Consider the following 24,985-nt stretch of genomic DNA (forward strand, 5'->3'; position numbering starts at 1 on the left):
TGCCGGGCCGCTGGTGTCGCCCCCTTGAGGGGGGAGTCGAGCTACACGAAGTGAGCGAGGGACGGGGGTGGGTCAGAAATAACCGTCTTTCTTGCGTTTTTCCATCGAAGCTTCGGACGTCATGTCGTCCATCCGGGTGGCGCCGCGTTCGCTGACATCGACCGACAGCGTCTCGAGCACCACGTCGCCCGCGTCGGCCGCGAGGCTCTCGACCGGGCAGGTGGTCGTGATGTCGCCCACGGTGCGGAAGCGCACGTCGCGCACCTGCACGGTTTCGCCGTCGCGCGGCGGGGTCAGTTCGGTCACCGGCACCAGCAGGCCGCGGCGCTCGACCACCTCGCGCTTGTGCGTGTAGTAGATCGAGGGCAGGCCGACATGCTCGCGCTCGATGTACTGCCAGACGTCGAGTTCGGTCCAGTTCGAGATCGGGAACACGCGGAAGTGCTCGCCCGGTGCCAGGCGGGTGTTGAACAGGGTCCAGAGCTCGGGGCGCTGGTCCTTGGGCTGCCATTGGCCGAAGCTGTCGCGGTGCGAGAAGATGCGCTCCTTGGCGCGGGCCTTCTCTTCGTCGCGGCGCGCGCCGCCGATCAGCGCGTCGAAACGGAATTCCTCGATCGCCTCGAGCAGGGTCACCGACTGGTGCGCGTTGCGCGATTCGCCCGGGTGCGCGAGGCGCACCGTGCCGCGCTTCATCGAGTCCTCGACGCTGCGCACGATCAGCTCGGCGCCCAGTTCCTTGGCGCGCTGGTCGCGGTAGTCGGTCACTTCGGGGAAGTTGTGGCCGGTGTCGATCATCAGCAGCGGATAGGGCAGGCGGCCGACGCCGAAGGCCTTCTCGGCGCACTTCAGCAGCACCAGCGAATCCTTGCCGCCCGAGAACAGCAGCGCGGGGCGCTCGAAGGCCGCGGCCACTTCGCGCAGGATGAAGATGGTTTCTTCTTCCAGCGCATCGAGGTGCGTGTTGGACAGGTGCGCGGGCGGCAGCAGCAGATCGGATTCGGTACGGGCGTTCATCGGGTGGGGCGCTGGAGATTCGGAGTCGGTGGAGCGTGCGTTCAATGCGAGAGGTGCAGGCCGCATTCGCGGTTGTCCTCGCCCTTGGTCGGGTCCACGTAGTCGAAGTTGTTCGGCAGGCCGTGCGCCTCGCAGTAGGTGTAGAGGTCCTTGGACGACCAGTGCAAGAGCGGCGCGACCTTGATCAGGCCGTCGGGGTTGATGCTGACCGGCTCCATCTGCGCGCGCACGGCCGTGTCGGTGGCGCGCAGCGCGGTGAACCAGACCTTGGGCGCCGTTTCGCGCAGGGCGCGCGCGAAGGGCTCGAGCTTCACCTCCTCGGTGAAGGCGGCGTGGCGCGGGTCGTCGAGTGCCGGCGTCGGGCCGTCGACGGCCTCGCGGTGCGCGCGCGAGCGGCGCGGCAGGTAGATGTGCAGGTCCAGGCCCAGCTGCTTGGTCACCTCGTCGGCGAAGCGGTAGGTGGCCTCGGTGTTGTAGCCGTTGTCCATCCAGATCACCGGCACGTCGCGCTTGGCGCGCGTCACCATGTGCAGGATCACGGCCTCGAAGGGCCGGAAATTGGTGGTGACGATCGCGTTCTGGCCCAGGCCGATGGCCCAGTCCACCAGGCCTTCGGCGTTGCGGCCGAGTTCGGTGTTGATGCGTGCGAGGTCGATGCTCATGGATGAATCAGGCTTTGCTGTGGGAACTCAGTTGCCGGCCGCGAAGTGCGGCGCGGTCTGCACCGCGTCGCCCTGGTAGAAGGCCGAGAAGCGGTCGAACTGGCGCTGCGCGTCGGAGGCGTCCACGCCTTCCTTGAGCACGGCGCTCGAGAAGCCGGTGCGTTCCATCTGCACCAGCTGGTCGATCAGCACGTCGCCGGTGGCGCGGATGTCGCCCTTGAAGCCCAGGCGGCGGCGCAGCAGGAAGGCCTGGCTGTAGGCGCGGCCGTCGGTGAACTTCGGGAAGTGCAGGTCGATGCGCTCGATGTCCGACAGGCAGACCTCGATCGCGAGCGGATCGGCGTCGTTCGCCAGTTGCAGCACCTTCGGGTCGCCGTCGTCCACGTGTTCTTCGGCCGCCAGGATGTTCAGGGTCTTGTTCATGCTGCTTCCTCCACCTTGAAACGCGCACCGTTGGCCGCGGCCTTGAACGGGTCGGGTCCCACGCGGCGCAGCGTGTCGATGAAGTTCTCGCCGTTCTCGCGCGTGTCGCGGTAGGTCGTGAGCACGGCCTCGATCACGCCGGGCACTTCGGCCGCCGAGAACGAGGGGCCGACCACCTTGCCGGCCTGCGGCGCGCCGCTGAGGGCCGAGCCGTCGGAGCCGCCGAGCGTGACCTGGTACCACTCCTTGCCGTCCTTGTCGACGCCCAGGATGCCGATGTGGCCGCTGTGGTGGTGGCCGCAGGAGTTGATGCAGCCGCTGATGTGCAGGTCGATCTCGCCGATGTCGTCGAGCTCGTCGAGGTCCTGGTAGCGCTCGGTGATCGCCTCGGCGATCGGGATCGAGCGCGCATTGGCCAGCGCGCAGAAGTCGCCGCCGGGGCAGGCGATCATGTCGGTCAGCAGGTGCACGTTGGCGCTCGCGAAGCCGGCCGCGCGGGCGGCGAGCCACAGCGCATGCAGGTCTTCGGCGTGCACCCAGGGCAGCACCACGTTCTGGTCGTGCGTCACGCGGGCTTCGCCGGCCGAGAAGCGGTCGGCCAGTTGCGCGAGCGTGTCGAGCTGGTCGGCCGAGGCATCGCCGGGCGCCTGCTTCAGGCGCTTGAACGACAGCGTGACCGCGCGCAGGGCCGGGTTCTTGTGCGGCGCCACGTTGCGCGCGAGCCAGCGTGCGAACTGCACGTCCTCGGCGGCATGGGCGCGCAGCTCGGCGTCGGTCTTCTCGGCGCTCTGCAGCACGCGGGTGGCCAGTTCAGGCGGCACGAAGGAGGCGGCCACGCGGTCGAACTCTTCCTGCGTGATGGTGTGCGGCGCGCCGTCGTGCTCGAGGATCTGCTTGTACTCGGCATCGACGTCGTCGATGTAGCGCTGGCCTTCGGCCTTCACCAGGATCTTGATGCGTGCTTTGTAGATGTTGTCGCGGCGGCCATAGCGGTTGTAGACCCGGATCACGGCCTCGAGGTAGTTCATGATCTGCTGCCACGGCAGGAACTCGCGCAGCACCGTGCCCACGATCGGCGTGCGGCCCATGCCGCCGCCCACCTGCACGCGGAAGCCGATCTCGCCGGCCTCGTTCTTCACCAGCTTCAGGCCCACGTCGTGCCAGCCCGTGGCCGCGCGGTCCTCGTCGGCGCCCGTGATCGCGATCTTGAACTTGCGCGGCAGGAACGCGAACTCGGGATGCAGCGTGCTCCACTGGCGCATGATTTCGGCGTAGGGGCGCGGATCGGCCACCTCGTCGATCGCGATGCCGGCGCGTTCGTCGCTGGTGATGTTGCGGATGCAGTTGCCGCTGGTCTGGATGCCGTGCATGTCGACCGAGGCCAGCAGGTCCATCACGTCGGCCGACTTGGCGAGCGGGATCCAGTTGAACTGGACGTTCTGGCGGGTCGAGAAGTGGGCGTAGTGGGTGGGCAGCTTCTGGCTGCCGAGCTGGCCCTGGGTCTCGATGGCCTTCTTGTAGACCTCGGCCTCGGGCTCGTCGTACTCGCGGGCGATCTTCGCGAGCACGCGCACCTGCCGGCTCGAGAGTTCGCCGTAGGGCACGGCCACGCGCAGCATCGGGGCGTAGCGCTGCACGTACCAGCCGTTCTGCAGGCGCAGGGGACGGAACTCGTCTTCGTGGAGGCGGCCCTTTTGCCAGCGCTCGAGCTGGTCGCGGAATTGGGCGGCTCGTTGATGAACGAACTGGCGGTCGAAGTCTGTGTATTGGTACATCGTGCGTGAGTCTTGTCTTGAAGTGCGGTGCGTCCAGCGCGCCAGCAAGAAGCCGGGATTCTGAAAGCGTGCCTTATGGAACCAAACTATTTTTTGGTTCGCGCCTTATGCGGATAAGCTTATTCGCCAGTGTTCATGCGGGTTTGCGGGCGGTTGGATGCTTATTCTGGATAAGGGCGGGTGCGGGGGGAGGGGTGATTTTAGGAAGCCTTTGGGGTGGGGCTTGGGTTGGGGTTGTGTTCTGTTTTTAGGCTGTGGCCGGGTCTCGCCCCGGCGGGCGAGTCACTTTCTTTTGCTTCGCCAAAAGAAAGTAACCAAAGAAAAGGCGACCCACTGTCTGCGACCCTCCGCTTCGCTACGGGCAACCTGCGGTGCTCGCGTTTCGCGGGGTCTCGCAGAACTCGCTCCGCTGCGCTGCGCTCAGACAGCTGCGAGCCCTTATCCGCGAAACGCTGCGCTCCTCGGCGCAGCCAGAGGGGAGTGGTTCGGGCCATCGCTGCGCTCGGCCACCAAGACCCAACGGGCCTTCGCGTTGCTCGGCCTTGGTGAAAGATCCAGGGCCTACGAATCCCAGCACCCCACACAAGGGCGCGCCATGGCGCGTTGACCCTCATCCCCTCTGGCTGTGCCGAGGAGCGCAGGAGAAAGCGGGATAAGGGCCGCAGCTGTCTGAGCGAAGCGAGTTCTGCGGACCCCCGCTTTCTCCGAGCACCGCAGGTTGCCCGTAGCGAAGCGGAGGGACACAGACAGCGGGGTCGCCTTCTTTTGCTTACTTTTCTTGGCGAGACAAGAAAAGTAAGTCGCCCGCCGGGGCGAGACCCGGCCTACGGCCTAAGCAGAGAAAAGAAAGATCAAATCTCAGCGCAACATCGAAGACATCGCCGAGCAGCAGTTCAACATCCGAACAGCAGCCTCGACGTCAGGAGCCAAGAAACGCAGGGTTACTCCATCGACCCGCTCAAACCCCGGCCACTGGCAAAACAGATCCGCCAGCGCCGCAGTCTGCGCCCTCAAAGTCACAGTCTGCGGCCCCTCGAACACCAGCGGAAGAACCTTGACCCGTGAAGACAGCGCGACTTGAACCCCAGCCCGAATCGCTTCACGAGCCCTCTCGGGCGACAAAGAAACCCCACTGGTATTCCCAGTAGCCTTCTTCGTCTCCACGAACACAGCCTGAGGAAACAAGCCACGATTCTCTGCAATGAACACATCGTCCCCACTGCCCATCACCACCGGCACCCCATATTCCCCAGCCAGCGCCCCATAAAGCCCAGCCTCGCCCAGCTCCTGCCCGCCGAGCGAGATGCCCGCAAAGGCAAAGCTGTTGATCGTGTGCGCCAGGATCCCGCGCCCCTGCGCCCGCGAGTGGTAGCCCACCATGCAGACCGCTTCGACCCCGTCTTCCTCCACCCCCGCCACCATGCTCAGATAGCGCGGCTTCCCTTGCACCACGCGCGCCCGAGGATCGAGCACATCGGGCGGCATGTTGCGAAACCCCCCGTGCGAGTCGTTCACCAGCACCTCGTCGGCCCCCGCATCGAAGGCCCCCGCGATCGCCGCATTGGCTTCGTGCGCCATCAGCAGTCGGGCGCGTTCGTATTCGGGATTGCCTTGCCGCGTCTGCTCGGGGTGATAGACCCCCGCAACGCCTTCGATATCGGTGGAGATCAGCACTTTCATGAGGGCACCCGGCAAAAGAGAAAAATCAGAAAAAGAGGGAAGGCGACAGCAGCTCGCTCAACGCGGTCCGATGATGCCCGTCGCGCCCGGTCACCGACTTGGCCCGCCACAGCGCATGCAGGATCGCCTGCTCGGTCCCGTCGGCCGCCGCCTGGAACAGCCCGTCGAGCTGCGTCTCGTGCAGCATCGCCACGGCCGGCATCGCGCGTTCGGCGCGGTCGGGCACGGTGTAGGCGGTCGAGAAGGCCAGCACGATGTCGCCGCTGCCATGCCCGAAGACCGAGCCGGTACGCGCCAGCCCGGCCCCCGCGCGCAGCGCGAGCCGGTGCAGCTGGCGCGCATCGAGCGGCGCGTCGGTCGCGACCACGACGATGATCGAGCCCTTCTCGGGCTCCTGCGCCACGGCCCGGTCGGCCACGAGCGCTGCAAGGCGGGCGCCCACCGCGTGCCCCGCCAGCCGCAGCTCGGGCTGCCGCCCATAGTTCGCGAGCACCAGCGTGCCCACCGTGTGCAAAGCCGCTCCCACCGGCACCAGCCGCGAGGCACTGCCGATGCCGCCCTTGAGCTGGAAGCTCGACATGCCGCGTCCCGCGCCCACCGAACCCTGCGCGAAATCCGCGCCGGCATCGGCCAGCGCGCGCTGGTAGTCGGCCTCGCCCACGGCCAGCCGCTGGATGTCGTTGAGAAAGCCGTCGTTGCACTCGAACACCAGCGGATTCACGGTCGGCAGCGAGCGCCCGGTCTCGGGGTTGTGCGCGATGCAGTCGCGGATCTGCGCGCCGGCCACGGTGCCGACCGAGAAGGTGTTGGTCAGCGCGATCGGCGTCTCGAGCACGCCGAGCTCCTCGAGCTGCACGAGCCCGACGCTCTTGCCGAAGCCGTTGAGCACCACGGCGGCCGCCGGCACCTTGTCGCGGAACGGGTCGCCGGCATGCGGGCGGATCACGGTCACGCCGGTCTGCACCGGGCCCTCGGCGAGCGTGCGGTGGCCCACGGTCACGCCCGCGACGTCGCTGATCGCGTCGCGCGGGCCGGGGCGCAGGCCGCCGATGCGGGGCAGGGCGTTCGCGTTCATTGGCGGTCGATCTTCGGATCGAGCGCGTCGCGCAGGGCGTCGCCCAGCAGGTTGAAGGCCAGCACGGTGAAGAAGATCGCGAGGCTGGGGAACAGCGCCACGTGCGGCGAGGTCACCATGTCGGCGCGCGCCTCGCTGAGCATCGCGCCCCATTCGGGCGTGGGCGGCTGCGCGCCCATGCCGAGGAAGGACAGGCTGGCCGCGGTGATGATCGAGGTGCCCACGCGCATGGAGAAATACACCACGATCGAGGAGATGGTGCCCGGCAGGATGTGGCGCACGACGATGGTCCAGTCCGAGGCGCCGATGCTGCGCTCGGCCTCGATGTAGGTCTGCTGCTTGAGCACCAGCGTGTTGCCGCGCACCAGCCGCGCGAAGGCCGGCACGCTGAACACCGACACCGCCACCACCACGTTGGTCATGCTGCTGCCGAGGATCGCGACCACGCCCAGCGCCAGCAGGATGCCGGGGAAGGCGAACAGCACGTCCGAGATGCGCATCACGATGCGGTCCCACCAGCCTTCGTAGTAGCCCGCGAGCAGGCCGAAGGCGGTGCCGACGAAGCCGCCGACCAGCACCGACAGGAAGCCCGCCATCAGCGAGATGCGCGCGCCCGCGAGGATGCGGCTGAAGATGTCGCGGCCCAGCGGGTCGACGCCGAACCAGTGCGTGGCCGAGGGCCCGCTGTTGAGCATGTCGTAGTCGAAGTAGTTCTCGGGATCGAAGGGCACGATCCACGGCGCGAACACGGCGACGAACACCAGCAGCAGCACGAACAGGGCGGCGACGATGCCCACGGGCTGTTTCTTGAAGCGGCGCCAGCATTCGCCCCAGGGGGTGCGGACCTTGCCCGCGGTCTGGACCGCGGTCACGAGCGTGGCAGCGGACGTGGCGGCGGGAAGGGGGGATTCGGCAGGCACGCCGGTGGCTTGGGTCATGGCGGCGGCCTCACTTGTAGCGGATGGTCGGGTTGATGAAGCCGTACAGCACATCGACCACGAGATTGATCAGGATGAACTCGAGCGAGAACAGCAGCACCAGCGTCTGGATCACCGGGTAGTCGCGCATCTGCACCGCGTCGACCAGCAGGCGGCCGAGGCCGGGCCAGTTGAACACCGCCTCGACCAGGATCGAGCCGCCGAGCAGGAAGCCGAACTGCAGGCCCATCATCGTGACCACCGGGATCAGCGCATTGCGCAGGCAGTGCTTGATGATCACGCTGCGCTCGCGCACGCCCTTGGCGCGCGCGGTGCGCACGAAGTCCTCCTGGATCACCTCGACGAACGAGGCACGCGTGAAGCGCGCCATCACGGCCGCCACGGCCGCGCCCAGCGTGATCGAGGGCAGGATGTAGTGCTTCCAGGTGGCCGCGCCCACGGTGGGCAGCCAGCCGAGCTGCACCGAGAAGATCTGCATCAGCAGCATGCCCAATGCAAATGCGGGAAAGGAGATGCCCGACACCGCCAGCGTCATGCCGATGCGGTCGGGCCATTGGTTGCGGTACACGGCCGAGACGATGCCGATGCCCATGCCGAAGATCACGGCCCACACCATGCTGGTGACGGTCAGCATCACCGTCGGGAAGAAGCGCTCGGCGATCTCGGTCGACACCGGCCGCCGCGTGCGGATCGAGGTGCCGAAGTCGCCCTGCAGCATGTGGGTGAAGAAGTTCGCGAACTGCTGCGGCAGCGGCTTGTCGAGGCCGAGCTCCGCGCGGACCATGGCCACGGTCTGCTCGTCGGCCTCCTGGCCGGCGGCAAGGCGCGCCGGGTCGCCGGGCAGCATGTGGACGAACAGGAACACCAGCACCGCCACGATGAGCAGCGTGGGGATCAGGCCCAACAGTCGTTTGAGGAAGTAGTTCAGCATGGGGAGCAGGGGCCGCGAACGGCCGGCGGCGGGGTGCCGCCGGCCATCGCGCGGTCAGTCAGGAAACGGGAAACCCGCGATCAGTTCGCCACCGACATCGCGTCGATGTTGATGTTGGCGTCGGGCATCACGAACACGCCCGTCAGCCGCTTCGAATGCGCCGACAGGTTCTGCTCCGTCACCAGCGGCAGGCGCGGCAGGTCCTTGCGGATCTGTTCCTGCGCGGTCTTGTAGAGCGCGGCCTTCTCGGCCTCGTCCACCGACACCAGCGCCTTGGCCAGCGCGTTGTCGACCACTTCGCTCTTGTAGAACGACATGTTGTTGAGCTTCGGCGCCCACGACTCGGAGGCGAACAGCGGGCGCAGGCCCCAGTCGGCCTCGCCGGTCGACGAGGACCAGCCGGTGTAGTACAGGCGAACCTTGGCGGTCTTGGGATCGGGCCAGGCATCGACCTGCTCGGTGCGCTGGCCCACTTCGAGCGCCTGCACCTGCAGCTTGATGCCGACCTGCGCGAGCTGCTGCTGCACGAACTGGATGGTCTTCTGGCTGGTCGTGTTGTTGTAGGCGCTCCACAGCACCGACTCGAAGCCGTTCGGGTAGCCGGCCTCGGCCAGCAGTTCCTTGGCCTTCTTCACGTCGTAGGGCACGGGCGCCATCTTCTCGGCGTACTTCACGCCCTGGGGCATCACGCCCTGCGCGGGGATCGCATAGCCGCCGAAGGCCACCTTGGCCAGCGCCTCCTTGTTGATGGCGTAGCCGATGGCCTCGCGCACCTTCTGGTTGTCGTAGGGCTTCTGCAGCATGTTGAAGGCCAGGAAGCGCGTGATGATCGAGGGCGAGGCCACGACCTCGAGCTTGTCGCTCTTCTTCAGCAGCTCGGCCTGCTCGTAGGGGATCGGGAACGCGAAGTCGGCCTCGCCGGTCTGCATCATCGCGGCGCGCGTGTTGTTCTCGAGCACCGGCTTCCACTGCACGGTGTCGACCTTCGGGAAGCCCTTCTTCCAGTAGCCGTCGAACTTCTTGGCCTTGACCGCCTCGGTCTGCTTCCATTCGACGAACTCGAAGGGGCCGGTGCCCACGGGGTGGAAGGCGATGTCCTTGTTGCCCCACTTCTTGAGTGCGGTCGGCGAGATCATCGCGGCCGAGGCATGGGCCAGCGAGTTGATGAAGGGGCCGAAGGGCTCCTTCAGCGTGATGCGCACGGTGGTCGGGTTCAGCGCCTCGACCTTGCCCACGCGGTTGAACTGGTTGTAGCGCAGCAGCTTGTTGTCCTGGTTCAGCACGCGCTCGAGCGTGAACTTCACGGCCTCGGCATTGAAGTCGGTGCCGTCGTGGAACTTGACGCCGCTGCGCAGCTTGATGGTGTAGACCAGGCCGTCCTTCGAGACCTCGTAGCCCTCGGCCAGCACGTTCTGCACCTTCAGGTCCTTGTCGAACTGGAACAGGCCTTCATAGAAGGTCTTGGTCACGGCCGTCGTGATGGTGGTGTTGGTGTTGTACGGGTCCAGCGTCTCGGGCTGGTAGCCGATGGCGAGCACCACGTCTTTGGCGGCCAGGGCCGAGCCCGAGGCGGCGAGCGCGGCCAGGCCCAGCAGCGCAGAGGCCCATCGCAGGGAGGAAGAGGATGGCTTCATGGGAAGAACTCCAGTCGATTCGTGAGAGAGAGGGAGGAACAAAAAAGCAGGGGGCCCTGCGACGGAAAAACGAAGGAAGAACTCAACGGCGTCAGAAAGCGCCGCCGATGGCATGCCGCGCCACGAAATGGCCGGGCGCCACCTGCACCAGCGGCGGCACCTCGGGCTCGTCGCCCACGGCGCGGATCGGGCTCGGGATCTCGCCCTCGAGCAGCGCGCGCTGCTTGTGGCGGCGCGAGGGATCGGCCACCGGCACCGCGGCCATCAGCTTGCGCGTGTAGGCATGCTGCGGCGCCTCGAACACCGCGCGGCGCGGGCCGATCTCCACGATCTGCCCGAGGTACATCACGGCCACGCGGTGGCTGATGCGCTCCACCACCGCCATGTCGTGCGAGATGAACAGGAAGGCCACGCCGAGCTCGCGCTGCAGGTCGAGCATCAGGTTGACGATCTGGGCCTGGATCGAGACGTCGAGCGCCGACACCGATTCGTCGGCCACCACCACCTTGGGGTTGAGCGCCAGCGCGCGCGCGATCGCGATGCGCTGGCGCTGGCCGCCCGAGAACTCGTGCGGATAGCGCTGCGCCGCCTCGGGCGGCAGGCCCACCTTCTGCAGCAGCCAGTCGACGCGCTGCTGCGCCTCGGCGCCCTTGGCGATGCCGTGGATCAGCAACGGTTCCATGATCGAGAAGCCCACCGTCACGCGTGGATCGAGCGAGGCGAAGGGGTCCTGGAAGATGAACTGGATGTTGCGGCGCAGCGCCTGCAGCTCGCGCGTGGGCAGCTCGCGGATGTTCTGGCCGCCGAACTCGATCGCGCCGCTCTGGCTCTCGACCAGGCGCAGCAGCGAGCGGCCGGTGGTCGACTTGCCGCAGCCCGATTCGCCGACCAGCGCCAGCGTCTCGCCGGGGTAGAGGTCGAAGCTGATCTTCTCGACCGCATGCACGCGCCGCTTCACGCGGCCAAAGACGCCGCTGCGCACGTCGAAGCGCGTGACCAGCTCGCGCACGCGCAGGATCGGGCCGGCCTCGGCGCGCACCGTGTCGTGCGGCTCGGTGTGGGTGCAGGGCACGGTCTGCGCACCGGTCTCGGTGCGCAGCAGCTCGAACTTGGCCGGCAGCTCGGTGCCCTGCATGGCGCCGAGCTTGGGCACGGCCGACAGCAGCGCACGGGTGTAGGGATGCTGCGGCGCGCCGAACACGGTGTCCGACGGGCCCGCCTCGACCTTGTCGCCGCGGTACATCACGAGCACGCGGTCGGCGATCTCGGCCACCACGCCCATGTCGTGGGTGATGAACAGCACGCCCATGCGCATCTCCTGCTGCAGCTCGCGGATGAGCTGGAGGATCTGGGCCTGGATCGTCACGTCGAGCGCGGTGGTCGGCTCGTCGGCGATCAGGAGCTGCGGCTTGCACGACAGCGCCATCGCGATCATCACGCGCTGGCGCATGCCGCCCGAGAGCTGGTGCGGGAAGCGGTCGAGCACGTTGCGCGCCTCGGGGATGCGCACCAGCTCGAGCATGCGCAGTGCCTCGGCGCGCGCGGCCGCGTTGCTCTTGCCCTGGTGGATGCGGATGGCCTCGGCGATCTGGTCGCCCGCGGTGAACACCGGGTTCAGCGAGGTCATCGGCTCCTGGAAGATCATCGCGATGTCGGCGCCGCGGATGCCGCGCATCGTGTGGTCGCGCGCCTGCGCGAGGTCGAGCACCTCGCCGTTGCGGCGGCGAAACGCCATGCGGCCGTCGAGGATGCGGCCGCCGCCGTGCTCCACCAGACGCATCAGCGCGAGCGAGGTCACGGACTTGCCCGAGCCCGATTCGCCCACCACCGCGAGCGTCTCGCCATGGTCGACGTGGAAGGACAGCTTCTTCACGGCATCGACCGTGCGCTCCGAGGTGGTGAAGCGCACGCTGAGGTCGTCGACCGCGAGCACTCGGCCCTCAGGGAGATGGGGCAGGTTGGGCAGAGGGGGGAGGGAGGTCGCAGCGGACATGGCGGTCGGGAAAGGAAGCGGTGGCGTCAGGCGAAGATCGCCGTCTTCGGGGTCTCGCGGCCGCGCGCATGGGCGCGGTACATGCCCTCGGTGTTGAAGGGCAGCGCGAGGTTGCCGTGGCGGTCGACGGCGATCAGGCCGCCGGTGCCGCCGATGGCCGAGAGCGACTTCATCACCACCGTGTAGGCGGCGGCTTCGAGCGTGGCGCCGGCGTAGGCCATGCGCGCGCAGAGGTCGTGCGCGGCGGCGATGCGGATGAACATCTCGCCGCTGCCGGTGCACGAGACCGCGGCGGTGGCGTCGTCGGCATAGGTGCCGGCGCCGATCAGCGGTGAATCGCCAACGCGGCCCACGCGCTTGTTGGTCATGCCGCCGGTGGAGGTGGCGGCGGCCAGGTGGCCGTGCATGTCGAGCGCGACCGCGCCGACGGTGCCGAACTTGCGGTCCTCGTCGAGCGGGGCATGCGCGAGCGAAGCCATGGCCGCGCCCTCGTGGTCGACCACCACGCGGCCGGTGTCGCGCACGCGGTGCAGCTGCTGGCGGCGCGCCTCGGTCGAGAAGTACGAGGGCTCGACCATCTCGAGCCCGCGTTCGCGCGCGAAGGCCTCGGCCCCGGCGCCCGCGAGCAATACGTGCGCGCCGTCCTCGAGCACCGCGCGCGCCAGGCGCACCGGGCGGCGCACATGGCACACGCCCGCGACCGCGCCGGCGGCGAGCGTGGCGCCGTCCATCACCGCGGCGTCGAGCTCGTGGGTTTCGTCATGCGTGAAGACCGCGCCGTGGCCGGCGTTGAACAGCGGGCAGTCCTCGAGCAGCTCGACCGCGAGGCAGGTGGCGTCGAGCGCCGAGGCGCCCTGCAGCAGCGCGGCCTGGGCGGTGGCCACGATGTGGCGCAGCGCCTCGTGATAGGCCGCGGCCTGTTCGGGCGTGGTGGTGCCCGCGCTGATGGTGCCGGCGCCGCCATGGATGGCGATCACGGGCACGCGCGGGGTGGAGGCGTTGTCGTTCTGGGTGGGGCTGTTCATCGGGAGGTCTTCTTCTTCGGGGTGCTGTCTACGGGCGGCGTGGCCTGCGGGTTCGCGCCGTTCGCGCCATTCGTGCGTGGCCCGTTGCCCCCGTGCAGCCACGGCCGCACCGCCTGCAGGATGCGGCCCGCCGACTGCACCGCGCCCGGCGCGCGCAGCGCCACGGCGCTGGTCAGCGCCTCGATCAGCGCGAGCACGCTGGTCTCGCAGTTGGGGCGGTAGCTGGTCTCGGTCTGGCAATAGAGCGCCACGTCGGCCAGCGGCGCCAGCGGCGAACTCGGCCGGTCGGTCAGCGCGAGCACCGCGCAGCCCTGGCCGCGCGCGATCTGCGCCAGCGCGATGGTGTCGGTGAGGTAGCGCGGGAAGGTCACGCCGATGAACACGTCCTGCGGCCCCGCATGCATCAGCGTGCGCGCGGCATGGGTCACGCCGCTCACGCCCGAGAGCAGGCGCACGTCGCTGCAGCTGCTGTCCAGCCCGTGCTGCAGCAGGCCCGCGAGCCAGGCGCTGGCGCCGAAGCCGCCGATGTAGATCGAGCGCGCCTTGCCGATGCGCTCCACCGCCGCCTCGCAGGCCGCGTAGTCGAGCGACTGGCGCGTGGCGTCGATGTTGCGGCGGCTCTCCTCGAGCGCCGCGGCGAACACCTCCGACACCGTGGTCGGCCGCTCGAGGTTTCCGCGCAGCCGCTCGACCGGCGCCACCAGCGGCTCGAAGCCGCGCACCAGCTCGGCCCGGAAGGCCGGGTAGCCGTCGAAGTCGAGCGCGCGCGCGAAGCGGTTGGCCGTGGCCACCGACACGCCGGCGGCCGTGGCCAGCTCGTCGATCGGCAGCGTAGCCACCTGCAGCGGATGCTCGAGCACGTAGTCGGCCACCTGCCGGTGCGAGCGGGACAGCCGCGGCAGGGCCTGCGCGATGCGCTGGGCCACGGTGGTGCCTGGAGGGTCGACGTTGGTGCTCATGGGTTCGGAAGGGCGCCGGAACGGTGCAAATTTGAAAACTGATTTACAAATATAAGTCAGTTAAGAAAATTTTCTGTCATTTTTGGCCGAGTTTGCAAGTTGCGGGCCAGTGCCGTGGGGACATCGGGGCGGGTGAGGGAGGGCACCGCGCGCGTGCTTTTCCCTCTGGACGAGGGCGCGCGCGGGCACGGCCGCGAGCACGGCCTCGGGGATTTCCCTAGGGTCGCGTCAGAACGCGGTCTTCGAGGCCGCGGAGGCCGCCGAAGCCTGTTGCTCGAGCGATTGCGCGAGGAAGTCGACGAAGGCCCGCACGCGCGCCGCGAGCTGGTGGCGCTGCGGATACACCGCGTAGATGTCGGCATCGGGCGTGTGGAAGGGGCGCAGCACCTGCACCAGCCGCCCGCTGCGCAGGTAACGCGCGATGTCCCATTCGGCGCGCATCAGGATGCCGTGGCCCTCGAGCGCCCAGTTGACCGCGATCTCGCCGTCGTTGGTGGTCAGCGTGCCGCGCGTCTTCACGGCCTGCGTGCTCGCGCTCGCGCCACGTCCGCTCGACAGCCGCCACAGGCCGTAGGCCTCCTCGCCCTGGCGGATGCCGATGCAGTTGTGGCGCGTGAGGTCGTTCGGCACCTTGGGCGTGCCGTGCTTCGCGAGGTAGGCCGGCGCCGCGCACAGCAGCCGCCGGTTGGCCGCGATGCGCCGCGCGATCACGCGCGCCTCGGGCGGCGCGCCGAAGCGCACGCAGACGTCGAACGAATCCTCGGTCAGCGGCGGCGGGTTCACCGACAGCTGCAGCTGCACCTCGACCTCGGGATGCCGGCGCACGAACTTCGAGATCAGCGGCGCCACATGGCTGCGCCCGAAGCCCAGCGTGGCGTTGACGCGCAACAGGCCCTGCGGCACCGCCTTCGACACGCCGAGCTGCTCGCCCAGGCTCTCGATGTCGGCCAGGATGCGCCGCGCCTGCGCGAGGTAGAGCTCGCCCTCGGGCGTGAGGCCCATGCGCCGCGTGGTGCGGTTGACCAGGCTCACGCCGAGCCGCGCCTCCCATCTGCGCGAGGTGCTTGCTCACAGCGGCCGTGGTGATGCCGAGTTCGCGCGCCGCCGCGCTGAGGCTGCCGGCGCGCACCAGCGCCGAGAAGAAGCCGAGGTCGGCGGGTTGGATCTCGTGGGCCATCGCGGTTTTGACTGTTGACTTGAAGTTAACGATGGATTGACTTTAGGGGCGATCCGATCGCACGTCGAGTTCCTACAGTCGAAGCCATTCCAACACTTCAGCGACGCAGCTACACCATGAAGACCTACAGGATCGCAACCATTCCCGGCGACGGCATCGGCAAGGAGGTGGTGCCGGCCGGGCGCGAGGTGCTCGAGGCGCTGGCCGCCGGCAGCGAGCGCTTCGGCTTCGAGTTCGAGGACTTCGGCTGGGGCGGCGACTACTTCCGTGCCCACGGCGAGATGATGCCGGCCGACGGCCTCGACGCGCTGCGCGACAAGGACGCGATCCTGTTCGGCTCGGCCGGCGATCCGCACATTCCCGACCACGTCACCCTGTGGGGCCTGCGCCTGAAGATCTGCCAGGGCTTCGACCAGTACGCCAACGTGCGGCCCACGCGCATCCTGCCCGGCATCGACGGCCCGCTCAAGCGCTGCGGCCCCGGCGACCTCGACTGGGTCATCGTGCGCGAGAACTCCGAAGGCGAGTACGCCGGCGTCGGCGGCCGCGTGCACCAGGGCCATGCGATCGAGGCCGCCACCGACGTCTCGATGATGACCCGCGCCGGCGTCGAGCGCATCATGCGCTTCGCCTTCTCGCTGGCCCGCTCGCGGCCGCGCCGCCAGCTCACCGTGATCACCAAGAGCAACGCCCAGCGCCATGCGATGGTGATGTGGGACGAGATCGCCGTGCAGGTGGCCAGGGAGTTCCCCGAGGTGCGATGGGACAAGGAACTGGTCGACGCCGCCACCGCGCGCATGGTCAACCGGCCGGCCTCGCTCGACACCATCGTCGCGACCAACCTGCATGCCGACATCCTCAGCGATCTGGCCGCCGCGCTCGCGGGCAGCCTCGGCATCGCACCCACCGGCAACATCGATCCGGAGCGCCGCTTCCCCTCGATGTTCGAGCCCATCCACGGCTCGGCCTTCGACATCATGGGCCAGGGCCTGGCCAACCCGGTCGGCACCTTCTGGTCGGTCGTGATGATGCTCGAGCACCTCGGCGAGCCCGAGGCCGCCGCGCGCCTGATGCGTGCCATCGAACAGGTCACGGCCGACACCTCGCTGCACACGCGCGACCTCGGCGGCAGCGCCACCACCGCCGACGTGACCCGCGCCGTCTGCGCGCTGCTGGCCCCGCTGCCCGAGCGCCAGGCCGCCTGAGTTTTCCGCCCCCGGGGCCGGAGAGGGCGTGCGCGCACGGCCGGCCATTGCCACGACAAAAAAGGAGACAACCCGTGACTCAGCCCATCGTCCGCCACCGCGCGGCACTGACCGCGCTCGCCGCCGCCTTCACCCTCGGCCTGGCCGCCTCGACCGCGGCCGCGCAGGCCTGGCCGGCCAAGCCCATCAACCTCGTCGTTCCCTTTCCGCCCGGCGGCAGCTCCGACGTGCTGGCGCGTTCATTGAGCGACAAGCTCTCGCAGAGCCTGGGCCAGCCCGTGGTGGTCGAGAGCCGTCCCGGCGCCGGCGCCACGCTCGGCGCCGACTACGTCGCCAAGGCGCGGCCCGACGGCTACAACCTGCTGATGGGTGCGGTCCACCACACCATCGCCACCAGCGTCTACCGCAAGCTGCCCTACGACTTCGAGAAGAGCTTCGCCCCCATCACCACCGTCGCGCTGGTGCCCAACGTGATGGTCGTCAACGCCAGGTCGTCCGCGCGCGATGCGCAGGCGCTGATCGCCCAGGCCAAGGCCGCGCCGGCCAGGCTTTCGTACGGCTCGAACGGCAACGGCACCGTGCAGCACCTGATCGGCACCCGGCTCTCGGCCCTGTCGGGCATCGAGCTGCTGCACGTGCCCTACAAGGGCAGCGCGCCGCTCACCACCGACCTGCTCGGCGGCCAGGTCGACATGTCCTTCGACACCCTGACGCCCGTGCTGCAGCACATCCGCGCCGGCAAGCTGCGCGCGCTGGCCGTGACCACCGCCAGGCGCTCGAGCAGCCTGCCCGATGTTCCGACCCTGGCCGAGTCGGGCCTGAAGGATTTCGACCAGGGCACCTGGTTCGGCATCCTCGCGCCGGCGGGCACGCCGAAGGAGATCGTGGACAGGCTCAACGCCGAGATGGTGAAGATCATCCAGTCGCCGGAGTTCAGGAAGCGCATGGAGGAGATCGGGGCGGAGCCGGTGGGGGATACGCCGGCGCAGATGGCGGCGCGGATTCGCAGTGACACCGCGAAGTATGCGAGGCTGGTGAAGGAGGCGAGGGTGGCGATTGATTGAGGGTGTGAGGGCTTGTGTGCCTGAAATTGTCATTTGAGGAAGAACCACTTCACTGGATTCGCGGCCGGCAGGCCCGATCGGGCGCAGGCGGTTCGTCCGCAGGAATGCCGCCATGGCCACGGGAGACCCTGCGATCGTCGCGATAGTGCGGAGATCTACAGCTTGCAGCCCGAACCCACCCATTCGTGAAGGTCCTCGGCCACCTCGACGAAGTCGACGCGCGACATGCTGCCATGGCCCACCAGGTACACGGCGGTCGGCCATCGGTCCGGTGCCACGACGATGGCGCTGCCTCCACCGTCATCGCCGATCGTCAGCCAGCCGGGGCAGTACGCCCTGGTTTCGTAGGTCTCGTTGCGTTCTCGCAGGTCGGCGGGGGCGTAGAAGTGAGCGAGGTCGCCGACGGTGGTGTCGCCGAGGCTGGAGAGCAATGCTCGAAGGGGCGGCGAGATGGCGCATCCGCTCCATTCCTCTATGGCGCGAAATGGGTCTTCGAGGTTCATCGGTTGTGTGCTTGTTCGGATGGGGCGGCGTGTGGCGCTGCGGGAAGGTCCGGCGGCAGCATCAGGTCGATGACCTGGCGGCGAGGCTCGCTTTCTGCACTGTCGAGCCAGCGCGCCAGATCGGCGCACATGGCTGCGTCGTCTGAAACCATGAACAGGATCGTCCTCTGGAGTTCCTTGTCGAGTTCAATTTCTATCTCTGCGGGGCTCTGCTCGGGAGCTTCCTCGCGAATTCGCTTCATGTTGAACTCCTGCAAGGCGGTGGCTTGACGCTCGTTGCGTGCCTTCCATGACTGAAACGCTTTCAGTCGGACGCCTGCTTCTGCCGGGGCAGATGTGTTGCACTGAAGAACGATGGCCTCGGTAAATTTCACCGATCTCGTCGCGTGGAGCAATGGCCACTCGATCTGTGCATTGGCAAAGCCGGACATGAGCAGCAGGCAAATGAACAAGTTGAATCGCTGGATCGGCATCGGATACATCTCCCCAAAAAAGCAGATCAAGAGGTGGTGGCGAATCTGCGCTATCGGTTGTCAGGCATCGGCCCCCTCGAGTTCGACTTCCTGGATTCGAAACTTCATCCTGTGATCGCCGCTGAGTTTGAAACGGTGGGGTTGGTTGAACGCGACAAGTGGAGCCTGAGCCTGCGCGAGGCGGTTGTTCCCGATCGAAAACGACGGACTATCGAGGATATCGGTCGAGGATGATGTTGGACGAGGCCGGGGTGTCGTGATGGTGGAAGATGACCAGTCGGACATCCCCTCGCAGCCACGCCCAGAAGGAGAGCTTCTCGTGCACCTCCGACGCATCCGGAGAACCGTACGCTTCAGCAGCCTTCGCAACGGCTTGCACGGCATCGATCCCCACGACCAGGACACTTTCCACCTCGCCCCGCTGATCGGTGGCCAGCGAGAGTTGGTCTGCCGGCGTACCGAAGACCGCTCTGGATCTTTCCGGAAACCTGCAGGCAATGCCGCTGTTCCGGGCATCCTTGCGCACGGGCACAGAAGAGTCCGGGCAGGACTTCATCTCCTGACCGATGGCAAAGCCCGCCACGGCGAATTGAGCGCTGGCTGCGATGCTGGCGAACAGCGTTGTCGGGATGACCAGGACCTTGAATGCGCCTGTGAAGCGTGGCCGTGGCTGAGAGTGATTCATGCATGAAGACTAGGGAGCCTCCGCCGCTCGACCGCGAGATTTCAGGCAGGTAGCAGGTCTGGATACCCTGGAGGCTCGTGCGACGCTACTTCGCCAGTTTCGTCCGAGGTATCAGCGTCCCCTTCGGCGCACCACTGTCGCAGCCCGTGCCTTTCAATCGTCCTCGCGCCCGAACGCCAGCGACAGCGCAATCCCCAGCGCAAGCCCGATCCCGATCCCCACGCCGATGTCATCGATCCATGCGCCGATGCCCACGCCGGCTGCCAGTCCGGCGCCCACTCCGAGTCCTTGGTTGGCTTTCATCGGTCCAGTCTAGGTTGGCATGTGGAGAAGAGGTTCTACAGCGTGTAAGAACTGTGCGAGGCCGGCCGGCGGCCCGGCGCTATCGCGCCAGTATCCAACCCGCGATCCGCGGCACGACCTCGCCGTCGAGCCCGTTGAGCCCGTGGTAGGCCATCGCCTCGCAAGGATCGCCCCGGTTCTCGCCGCCCTGGAAGCTCAGCACTTCCTTGCGCGGCGCGTTCTCGAGCTTCGCCATCAGCGCGGGCACGCCGGCGAAGGCACAGTGCCTGCAGCCGTCCTGTTCGTGATGCACCACGAGCACGGGCACGCGGATCTTCGCGAGCGGCATGGCGGGAACGGGGCGGCCGCCATCGTCGGTGAGGATGGTGGAGCTCAGCACCACGCCGTCCGGGCCGTCGGTGCCCGAGAGCTCGGTCGCGACATAGGCCGCCGATTGCGTGCCGCGGCTGGTGCCCACGAGCCATACAGGCACCTTCGACTGCGCGCGCATCCAGGCGATGACGGCCTGGAGATCGGCCGCATGCTCGGGCCTCTGGCGAAAGCCGGCGAGGTAGGGCGGGCTCTGCCGGTCGGACGGTGCGTCGATGACGGCCACCAGCAGTCCCTGGTCGGCGAACAGTTGCCGCGTGCGGACGAGGAAGTTGCCGGCACCCCATTGGAGCGATCCGTTGGCAAAGATCCGAAGCCCGCCATGTCCGCCCGCGATCAAGATCACGGCCGCCTTCGGCGTGGGCGGGGTCAGCACGAGCATGCGCTGCGTCACGCCGGGGCGGGTGGGGATGTCCACCACCTGCTGCGTGACCTGGGCCTGCACGGGTGAGAAGCACGCGATCCACAGGGCCGCGATCCAAAGTCCCGCAAGCTGGCGCATCGACGATCTCCTGGAGGAAGGGCGGTCGATGCTACCGCCGAGTCCCCTGGCTCAGCCATTCGCGTTGCGCTGCCAGCACTTCATCCGCGGTACGGCCCATCAGTTCCGCATAGACCGAAGGCGCGGTCGCCCCCTCGGTGCTGATCAAGAGCACCTTCGACGAAGCACCGAGTCCGGCCTGCGCCTTCGCCGCCTCGGACCGTGCGAGCTGCAGCAACGCGGCCGCGCCCGCGGCGCCCGATTCCCCGCTCACCACCGGCACGTCGCGCGCCGATCCCTCGGCCAGCCGCCGCATCGCATCCACCGCCTCTTCATCCTCCAGCGTGAGGAACACATCGACCGAGGGCTCGAGGAAGCGCCAGGCCAGGGTCGAGGTCTCGCCGCAGGCCAGGCCGGCCATCACCGAATCGACGCTGCCGGTGGCCACGGCCGGCCGGCCCTCGATGGCGCTGCGCGTGAGGCAGTCGGCCTGGCGCGGTTCGGCGACGACGAGCACGGGACGGCGTTCGCCGAAGCGTTCCCAGAGGTAGCTCGCCACGCCGGCCGCGAGGCCGCCGACGCCGCCCTGCAGGATGACGTGGCTGAAGGGGCAGGCGCCGTCGGGCGCGGCGGGACGCTGTTCGAGCGCCTCGTCGACCATCGTGCCGTAGCCCTGCATCACGTCGCGCGGCACGTCCTCGTAGCCCGGGTACGCGGTATCGGACACGACCTGCCAGCCATGCCGTTCGGCGAGTTGCGCGGCATGCGCGACCGAGGCGTCGTAGTTGCCCTCGATGCGCACGATCTCGGCGCCGAAGTCGGCAATGGCACGCTCGCGCTCGGCGCTCACGTGCCGGTGCAGCACGATCACGCAGCGCACGCCCACGCTGCGCGCCGCGGCGGCGAGTGCGCGGCCGTGGTTGCCGTCGGTGGCGCTGATGACGACGAGGTCCTTCAAGGCATTCGCGTGTTCGCCGCGCAGCACTGTGTCGGCGTTCCAGTCCGGATGGCGCCGCAGCACCAGCCGCACCAGCGCGGCCGGCGCGCCGAGTGCCTTGAAGCTGCCGAGCGGCGAGCGCAGCGACTCGTCCTTGAGGAACACTTCGGCGATGCCGCAGGCCTGCGCCAGGTCGCTCAGGCGGCGCAGCGGCGTGGGCTCGGGCGCGAGCAGCGACCAGCGCGAGAGCCACGAGCGCGTGGCGCGTGCCTCGTCGATGCTGAGGATGCGGCGCAGCGCCTCGGGGTAGGGCGCGCGCACGGCGCGGGCATTGCGGACCAGCATGTCTGGTGTCTTTCGGAAGAAGAGAAGGGATTCAGCGCGGCAGCCGCAGCCGCACCAGTTCCGCGAAGTAGCGCGCGCCGATCTCGAGCACCGCGTCGTTGAAGTCGTAGCCCGCGTTGTGCAGCGGCGTGCCGCCGGGCTGGCCGTCGGCACCGTTGCCGAGGAACACGAAGGCGCCGGGCACCACGCGCAGGAAGGCGCCGAAGTCCTCCGAGGCCATCATCGGCACGGTGTTGGCGTCCACGCGCCCGGCGCCGAGCACTGCGGTCGCGGCGGCCACGGCGTGCGGCACGCATTCGGGCCAGTTCACCGTGGGCTCGAACTCGTGCGTGTACGAGAACGCGCATTCGGCGCCGTGCAGCCGGCAGATGCCCTCGCTGATCTCGCGCATGCGCCGCTCCAGCGTGGCCTGCACGGCGGGGTCGTAGCTGCGCGTGTCGCCCTTGATGACGACGTTCGAGGGAATCGCGTTGCGGATGCCGTCGGTGATGAACTCGGTGCACGAGATCACGGCCTGCGCGCCCGGGTCGAGGCTGCGCGAGACGATGGTCTGCAGCGCGAGCACGATCTCGGCGCCGATCACGATCGGGTCGATGCCCATGTGCGGCCGTGCCGCATGGGTGCCGCGGCCGCGCACGTGGATCGTGAAGTTGTCTTCGCTGGCCATGATGCCGCCCGCGCAGGTGGCGATGGTGCCGGCCGCGAGGCCCGGCATGTTGTGCAGGCCGTAGATCTCGTCGACGGGGAAGCGCTCGAACAGGCCGTCGGCCATCATCGCCTTGGCGCCGCGGCCGTGTTCCTCGGCGGGCTGGAAGATGAAGCGCACGGTGCCGTCGAAGTCCTGGCGCTCGCGCAGCAGCCGCGCCGCGCCGAGCACGATCGACATGTGGCCGTCGTGACCGCAGGCGTGCATCTTGCCGGGCGTGGCCGAGGCATGGGCGCGGCCCGGCGCCGATTCGGCGATGTCGAGCGCATCCATCTCGGCGCGGATGCCGATCGTGCCGCGGCCTTCGCCCACGCGCAGGTTCGCCACCAGCCCGGTGCCGCCGATGCCCTCGTGCACCTCGAGGCCCAGCGCGCGCAGCGTGCGCGCGACGAAGGCCGAGGTGCGGTGCTCGGCGAAGCCGGTCTCGGGAATGGTGTGCAGGTAGCGGCGCCAGCCCGAGAGTTCGGCATCGAGCGGCGCGTCGGAGGCGAGGGTGGCGGTGGTCATGGGCAACAATGCTATTTCGCCGACCCCTGAATTTGCGCGCATTGAAGGGGCTGTCGGCGCAATTTCATTCCACCCGCCACGCCTGCCGGTCCCGCCCATGCCCACGCCCCTCGATGCCTACGACCTCAAGCTGCTGGCGCTGGTGCAGCAGGACGCGCGCCTGCCGCAGGGCCAGCTGGGCCAGCAGGTGCATCTCTCGGCCGCGGCGGTCAACCGGCGCCTGAAGCGCATGGCCGACGAGGGCGTGATCGAGCGCCATGCGGCGATCGTCAATCCCGACGCGGTGGGCTGCGAGCTCACGGTGATCGTCGAGGTCGAGGTGGAGAGCGAGCGCGTCGACCTGCTCGATGCGATGAAGCGCAGCTTCCAGGCCTGCCCGCAGGTGCAGCAGTGCTACTACGTGGCGGGCGAGTGCGACTTCGTGCTGATCTTCGCGGTGCGCAGCATGGCCGACTACACGCGGCTCACGCGCGAACTGTTCTTCGAGAACAACAACGTGAAGCGCTTCAAGACGCTGGTGGCCATGAGCCGGGTGAAGGTGGGGCTGACGGTGCCGGTGGACGAGGCCCTGAAGGAGATCGCCCCTTGAGCTCGCGCGACACCGCGCTCGGCGGCCGCATCCTCAAGGTCGACCATGCGGGCGAGCAGGGCGCGGTGAACATCTACCGCGCGCAGATCCTGTCCGCGCGCTTCACCGCGCCGGCGCTGGTGCCGCAGTTGCGCGAATTCAGGTCGCACGAGGAACGGCACCGCGCCGTGTTCGCCACCGAGTTGCAACGGCGCGGCGTGCGCCGCTGCCGCAGCTACTGGCTGTGCGGCATCGGCGGCTGGGTGCTGGGCCTGGTCACCGGGCTGCTCGGCCGCCACGCGATCGCGGCCACCACCGTGGCGGTGGAGCGCGTGGTGCTGCGCCATCTCGAGGCCCAGTTGCGCGAGCTGGCGGGCAAGGACGAGGCGGCGGTGGCGGCCATCGCGCAGATCGTCGACGAGGAGCGGCAGCACCACGACCAGTCGGCGGCGCACCTCGAGCCCGGCCGCTTCTGGTCGCGGCTGCTGAGCCCGGTCGTGGCGGCCTCGACCGAATCGGTGATCTGGCTCGGCATGCGGCTGTAGACGCCATCGTGCCGTCGCGAGGCGTGTGGACATGGCGCCACAGCCTGGCCGATCCGACCGGCGAGGTTGACGCTGCCCGGTCCCCGGCGCAGCATCCCGCCCCGGCACGACGTGTGCCGGGGTCGAAGAGGAACCACATGAGACAAGAAAAATGGCGCCGCGCACTCGCGGCTGTGTGCGCTTGCGTGCTCGTCGCGGCGATGGCCGCCTGCGGTGGAGGTGGCGGCGGAGGAGGCGGTGGCCTCCCGATCCTGCCGCCGGGCCCGGCACCCGAGCAGCCCGCGCCGCCGCCATCCACCAGCGGCCGCGTGGTCAGCGAGACCGTCAGCGCCAAGGCCTACGGCGTGGACTACCGCATCGACATCTACATCCCGGCCGGCTATGACGCCAGCACCGATGCCTACGCCACCATCTATGCGCTCGACGGCGATGCCACCAACGGCCTGCCCGACACGCGCTTCACGAACCTCAAGAACATCCTGCAACGGCGTGGCACCAAGGCCATCCTGGTGGGCATCGGCGGCAGCGCGCGGCGGCAGGAGGACTACAACTTTCCGGGCGCCACCGGCTACCACGGCTTCCTCGTGAAGGAGCTGGTTCCCTACCTCGAATCGAAGTACCGCATGGACCCGAAGCGGCGCATGCTCTCGGGCCTGTCGACCAGCGGCAACCTGGCCGCGACCGCGATGTTCCTCGAGGCGCCCGACCAGCTGGTGTTCTCGTACTTCCTGTCGACCGAGGCCGCCTTCTGGCAGCAGAAGGACTTCAACTACGACCTCGAGCAGAAGATGTTCACCGCGCTGGCCGGCAAGTCGCTGCCCGCGACCATGGTGCTGGCGCGCTGCGACGCCAACTGCAACGGGCCGCTGGTGAAGGAGATGTACGACCGGCTCGCGGCCCGCAACTACAAGGACTTCAAGCTGACGCAGACGGTGTTCAACTCGACCCACGTCGGTTCGGACGTGCTGGCGTTCGAGGACGCGATCTCGAAGCTGCTGCCCTAGAAGC

25 protein-coding genes and 1 pseudogene are annotated in these 24,985 nt (G+C 68.3%); 6 read left to right on the plus strand and 20 right to left on the minus strand.

The window, feature by feature from the left end:
* Positions 1-72: 72 nt before the first annotated feature.
* The 13 genes and pseudogenes from cysD to R0232_RS15340 form a co-directional block, all read right to left on the minus strand.
* The gene (cysD, locus tag R0232_RS15280; protein WP_203205795.1) at positions 73-1,014 is read right to left on the minus strand and encodes a sulfate adenylyltransferase subunit CysD; all 942 of its coding nucleotides are present in this window, start codon (positions 1,012-1,014) and stop codon (positions 73-75) included.
* Between the two features lie 41 nt (positions 1,015-1,055).
* A complete protein-coding gene (locus tag R0232_RS15285) occupies positions 1,056-1,676 on the minus strand; it encodes a phosphoadenosine phosphosulfate reductase family protein (RefSeq protein WP_093341456.1) in 621 nt (206 codons plus the stop codon).
* A gap of 27 nt (positions 1,677-1,703) precedes the next feature.
* The gene (locus R0232_RS15290; protein ID WP_057596678.1) at positions 1,704-2,099 is read right to left on the minus strand and encodes a DUF934 domain-containing protein; all 396 of its coding nucleotides are present in this window, start codon (positions 2,097-2,099) and stop codon (positions 1,704-1,706) included.
* Entirely contained in the window at positions 2,096-3,874 is a 1,779-nt protein-coding gene (locus tag R0232_RS15295; RefSeq protein WP_431512638.1) for a nitrite/sulfite reductase, read from the minus strand. The genes R0232_RS15290 and R0232_RS15295 overlap by 4 nt, the downstream gene beginning before the upstream one ends.
* An 858-nt stretch (positions 3,875-4,732) precedes the next feature.
* Complete coding sequence (locus tag R0232_RS15300; protein ID WP_431512639.1) at positions 4,733-5,554, minus strand: M55 family metallopeptidase; 822 nt, start codon at positions 5,552-5,554, stop codon at positions 4,733-4,735.
* Between the two features lie 25 nt (positions 5,555-5,579).
* Complete coding sequence (locus R0232_RS15305; RefSeq protein ID WP_431512640.1) at positions 5,580-6,629, minus strand: P1 family peptidase; 1,050 nt, start codon at positions 6,627-6,629, stop codon at positions 5,580-5,582.
* On the minus strand, positions 6,626-7,567 hold the full coding sequence (gene gsiD / locus R0232_RS15310) for a glutathione ABC transporter permease GsiD (RefSeq protein WP_431512641.1): 942 nt from the start codon (positions 7,565-7,567) through the stop codon (positions 6,626-6,628). The genes R0232_RS15305 and gsiD overlap by 4 nt, the downstream gene beginning before the upstream one ends.
* 10 nt (positions 7,568-7,577) lie before the next feature.
* Complete coding sequence (gene gsiC / locus R0232_RS15315) at positions 7,578-8,498, minus strand: glutathione ABC transporter permease GsiC (protein WP_261205959.1); 921 nt, start codon at positions 8,496-8,498, stop codon at positions 7,578-7,580.
* 80 nt (positions 8,499-8,578) lie between these two features.
* On the minus strand, positions 8,579-10,132 hold the full coding sequence (gsiB, locus tag R0232_RS15320; protein ID WP_057591101.1) for a glutathione ABC transporter substrate-binding protein GsiB: 1,554 nt from the start codon (positions 10,130-10,132) through the stop codon (positions 8,579-8,581).
* Positions 10,133-10,223: 91 nt separating this feature from the next.
* Positions 10,224-12,125 carry a dipeptide ABC transporter ATP-binding protein gene (locus tag R0232_RS15325; protein WP_431512642.1) on the minus strand — a complete coding sequence of 634 codons (1,902 nt, stop codon included), beginning with the start codon at positions 12,123-12,125 and terminating at the stop codon, positions 10,224-10,226.
* Between the two features lie 26 nt (positions 12,126-12,151).
* Positions 12,152-13,150: an isoaspartyl peptidase/L-asparaginase family protein gene (locus R0232_RS15330; RefSeq protein WP_296787587.1), complete on the minus strand. Its 999-nt coding sequence runs from the start codon at positions 13,148-13,150 to the stop codon at positions 12,152-12,154.
* A complete protein-coding gene (locus R0232_RS15335) occupies positions 13,147-14,109 on the minus strand; it encodes a MurR/RpiR family transcriptional regulator (RefSeq protein ID WP_431512643.1) in 963 nt (320 codons plus the stop codon). Before R0232_RS15335 ends, R0232_RS15330 begins: the two co-directional genes overlap by 4 nt.
* 228 nt (positions 14,110-14,337) lie before the next feature.
* A pseudogene (locus R0232_RS15340) lies at positions 14,338-15,286 on the minus strand (LysR family transcriptional regulator).
* Between the two features lie 116 nt (positions 15,287-15,402).
* Between R0232_RS15340 and R0232_RS15345 the strand changes: the two are divergent.
* Together R0232_RS15345 and R0232_RS15350 are read left to right on the plus strand one after the other, a co-directional pair.
* A complete protein-coding gene (locus R0232_RS15345; protein ID WP_431512644.1) occupies positions 15,403-16,491 on the plus strand; it encodes a tartrate dehydrogenase in 1,089 nt (362 codons plus the stop codon).
* 74 nt (positions 16,492-16,565) lie between these two features.
* A complete protein-coding gene (locus R0232_RS15350) occupies positions 16,566-17,555 on the plus strand; it encodes a tripartite tricarboxylate transporter substrate binding protein (RefSeq protein ID WP_431512645.1) in 990 nt (329 codons plus the stop codon).
* A gap of 155 nt (positions 17,556-17,710) precedes the next feature.
* Here R0232_RS15350 and R0232_RS15355 read toward each other — a convergent pair whose 3' ends face one another.
* Together R0232_RS15355 and R0232_RS15360 are read right to left on the minus strand one after the other, a co-directional pair.
* A complete protein-coding gene (locus tag R0232_RS15355; RefSeq protein ID WP_431512646.1) occupies positions 17,711-18,058 on the minus strand; it encodes a hypothetical protein in 348 nt (115 codons plus the stop codon).
* On the minus strand, positions 18,055-18,531 hold the full coding sequence (locus R0232_RS15360; protein WP_431512647.1) for a hypothetical protein: 477 nt from the start codon (positions 18,529-18,531) through the stop codon (positions 18,055-18,057). The genes R0232_RS15355 and R0232_RS15360 overlap by 4 nt, the downstream gene beginning before the upstream one ends.
* Before the next feature lie 33 nt (positions 18,532-18,564).
* On the opposite strand from R0232_RS15360, the gene R0232_RS15365 reads away from it, so the two are divergent.
* On the plus strand, positions 18,565-18,765 hold the full coding sequence (locus tag R0232_RS15365; protein WP_431512648.1) for a hypothetical protein: 201 nt from the start codon (positions 18,565-18,567) through the stop codon (positions 18,763-18,765).
* Here the strand turns inward: R0232_RS15365 and R0232_RS15370 are convergent.
* The 5 genes from R0232_RS15370 to R0232_RS15390 form a co-directional block, all read right to left on the minus strand.
* The gene (locus R0232_RS15370; RefSeq protein WP_431512649.1) at positions 18,740-19,216 is read right to left on the minus strand and encodes a hypothetical protein; all 477 of its coding nucleotides are present in this window, start codon (positions 19,214-19,216) and stop codon (positions 18,740-18,742) included. The genes R0232_RS15365 and R0232_RS15370 overlap by 26 nt on opposite strands.
* A 153-nt stretch (positions 19,217-19,369) precedes the next feature.
* Positions 19,370-19,519, minus strand: a complete 150-nt coding sequence (locus R0232_RS15375; RefSeq protein ID WP_431512650.1) for a hypothetical protein — start codon at positions 19,517-19,519, stop codon at positions 19,370-19,372.
* Positions 19,520-19,598: 79 nt separating this feature from the next.
* Positions 19,599-20,390, minus strand: a complete 792-nt coding sequence (locus tag R0232_RS15380) for an alpha/beta hydrolase (RefSeq protein ID WP_431512651.1) — start codon at positions 20,388-20,390, stop codon at positions 19,599-19,601.
* 31 nt (positions 20,391-20,421) lie between these two features.
* Entirely contained in the window at positions 20,422-21,651 is a 1,230-nt protein-coding gene (locus R0232_RS15385) for a diaminopropionate ammonia-lyase (protein WP_431512652.1), read from the minus strand.
* A 31-nt stretch (positions 21,652-21,682) separates the two neighbouring features.
* Positions 21,683-22,864: a M20 aminoacylase family protein gene (locus R0232_RS15390; protein ID WP_431512653.1), complete on the minus strand. Its 1,182-nt coding sequence runs from the start codon at positions 22,862-22,864 to the stop codon at positions 21,683-21,685.
* Between the two features lie 97 nt (positions 22,865-22,961).
* Here R0232_RS15390 and R0232_RS15395 point away from each other — a divergent pair, with 97 nt between their 5' ends.
* From R0232_RS15395 to R0232_RS15405, 3 genes are all read left to right on the plus strand, one after another.
* On the plus strand, positions 22,962-23,453 hold the full coding sequence (locus R0232_RS15395; protein ID WP_431512654.1) for an Lrp/AsnC family transcriptional regulator: 492 nt from the start codon (positions 22,962-22,964) through the stop codon (positions 23,451-23,453).
* A complete protein-coding gene (locus R0232_RS15400; RefSeq protein ID WP_431512655.1) occupies positions 23,450-23,977 on the plus strand; it encodes a demethoxyubiquinone hydroxylase family protein in 528 nt (175 codons plus the stop codon). Before R0232_RS15395 ends, R0232_RS15400 begins: the two co-directional genes overlap by 4 nt.
* Positions 23,978-24,114: 137 nt before the next feature.
* Positions 24,115-24,981, plus strand: a complete 867-nt coding sequence (locus R0232_RS15405) for an alpha/beta hydrolase (protein WP_431512656.1) — start codon at positions 24,115-24,117, stop codon at positions 24,979-24,981.
* Positions 24,982-24,985: the final 4 nt, after the last annotated feature.

Source organism: Variovorax sp. DAIF25 (assembly GCF_050711835.1).
Lineage (GTDB): Bacteria > Pseudomonadota > Gammaproteobacteria > Burkholderiales > Burkholderiaceae_C > Variovorax.

Excerpts from the sequence above, each read along its gene's own strand:
- R0232_RS15380 (WP_431512651.1), bottom strand. The coding sequence starts at position 20,390 with ATGCGCCAGCTTGCGGGACTTTGGATCGCGGCCCTGTGGATCGCGTGC.
- R0232_RS15390 (WP_431512653.1), bottom strand. The coding sequence starts at position 22,864 with ATGACCACCGCCACCCTCGCCTCCGACGCGCCGCTCGATGCCGAACTC.
- R0232_RS15405 (WP_431512656.1), top strand. The coding sequence starts at position 24,115 with ATGAGACAAGAAAAATGGCGCCGCGCACTCGCGGCTGTGTGCGCTTGC.
- cysD (WP_203205795.1), bottom strand. The coding sequence starts at position 1,014 with ATGAACGCCCGTACCGAATCCGATCTGCTGCTGCCGCCCGCGCACCTG.
- R0232_RS15355 (WP_431512646.1), bottom strand. The coding sequence starts at position 18,058 with ATGAACCTCGAAGACCCATTTCGCGCCATAGAGGAATGGAGCGGATGC.
- gsiC (WP_261205959.1), bottom strand. The coding sequence starts at position 8,498 with ATGCTGAACTACTTCCTCAAACGACTGTTGGGCCTGATCCCCACGCTG.
- R0232_RS15360 (WP_431512647.1), bottom strand. The coding sequence starts at position 18,531 with ATGCCGATCCAGCGATTCAACTTGTTCATTTGCCTGCTGCTCATGTCC.
- R0232_RS15335 (WP_431512643.1), bottom strand. The coding sequence starts at position 14,109 with ATGAGCACCAACGTCGACCCTCCAGGCACCACCGTGGCCCAGCGCATC.
- R0232_RS15305 (WP_431512640.1), bottom strand. The coding sequence starts at position 6,629 with ATGAACGCGAACGCCCTGCCCCGCATCGGCGGCCTGCGCCCCGGCCCG.
- R0232_RS15295 (WP_431512638.1), bottom strand. The coding sequence starts at position 3,874 with ATGTACCAATACACAGACTTCGACCGCCAGTTCGTTCATCAACGAGCC.
- R0232_RS15330 (WP_296787587.1), bottom strand. The coding sequence starts at position 13,150 with ATGAACAGCCCCACCCAGAACGACAACGCCTCCACCCCGCGCGTGCCC.
- R0232_RS15370 (WP_431512649.1), bottom strand. The coding sequence starts at position 19,216 with ATGAATCACTCTCAGCCACGGCCACGCTTCACAGGCGCATTCAAGGTC.
- gsiD (WP_431512641.1), bottom strand. The coding sequence starts at position 7,567 with ATGACCCAAGCCACCGGCGTGCCTGCCGAATCCCCCCTTCCCGCCGCC.
- R0232_RS15285 (WP_093341456.1), bottom strand. The coding sequence starts at position 1,676 with ATGAGCATCGACCTCGCACGCATCAACACCGAACTCGGCCGCAACGCC.
- R0232_RS15385 (WP_431512652.1), bottom strand. The coding sequence starts at position 21,651 with ATGCTGGTCCGCAATGCCCGCGCCGTGCGCGCGCCCTACCCCGAGGCG.
- gsiB (WP_057591101.1), bottom strand. The coding sequence starts at position 10,132 with ATGAAGCCATCCTCTTCCTCCCTGCGATGGGCCTCTGCGCTGCTGGGC.
- R0232_RS15290 (WP_057596678.1), bottom strand. The coding sequence starts at position 2,099 with ATGAACAAGACCCTGAACATCCTGGCGGCCGAAGAACACGTGGACGAC.
- R0232_RS15375 (WP_431512650.1), bottom strand. The coding sequence starts at position 19,519 with ATGAAAGCCAACCAAGGACTCGGAGTGGGCGCCGGACTGGCAGCCGGC.
- R0232_RS15300 (WP_431512639.1), bottom strand. The coding sequence starts at position 5,554 with ATGAAAGTGCTGATCTCCACCGATATCGAAGGCGTTGCGGGGGTCTAT.
- R0232_RS15325 (WP_431512642.1), bottom strand. The coding sequence starts at position 12,125 with ATGTCCGCTGCGACCTCCCTCCCCCCTCTGCCCAACCTGCCCCATCTC.
- R0232_RS15395 (WP_431512654.1), top strand. The coding sequence starts at position 22,962 with ATGCCCACGCCCCTCGATGCCTACGACCTCAAGCTGCTGGCGCTGGTG.
- R0232_RS15345 (WP_431512644.1), top strand. The coding sequence starts at position 15,403 with ATGAAGACCTACAGGATCGCAACCATTCCCGGCGACGGCATCGGCAAG.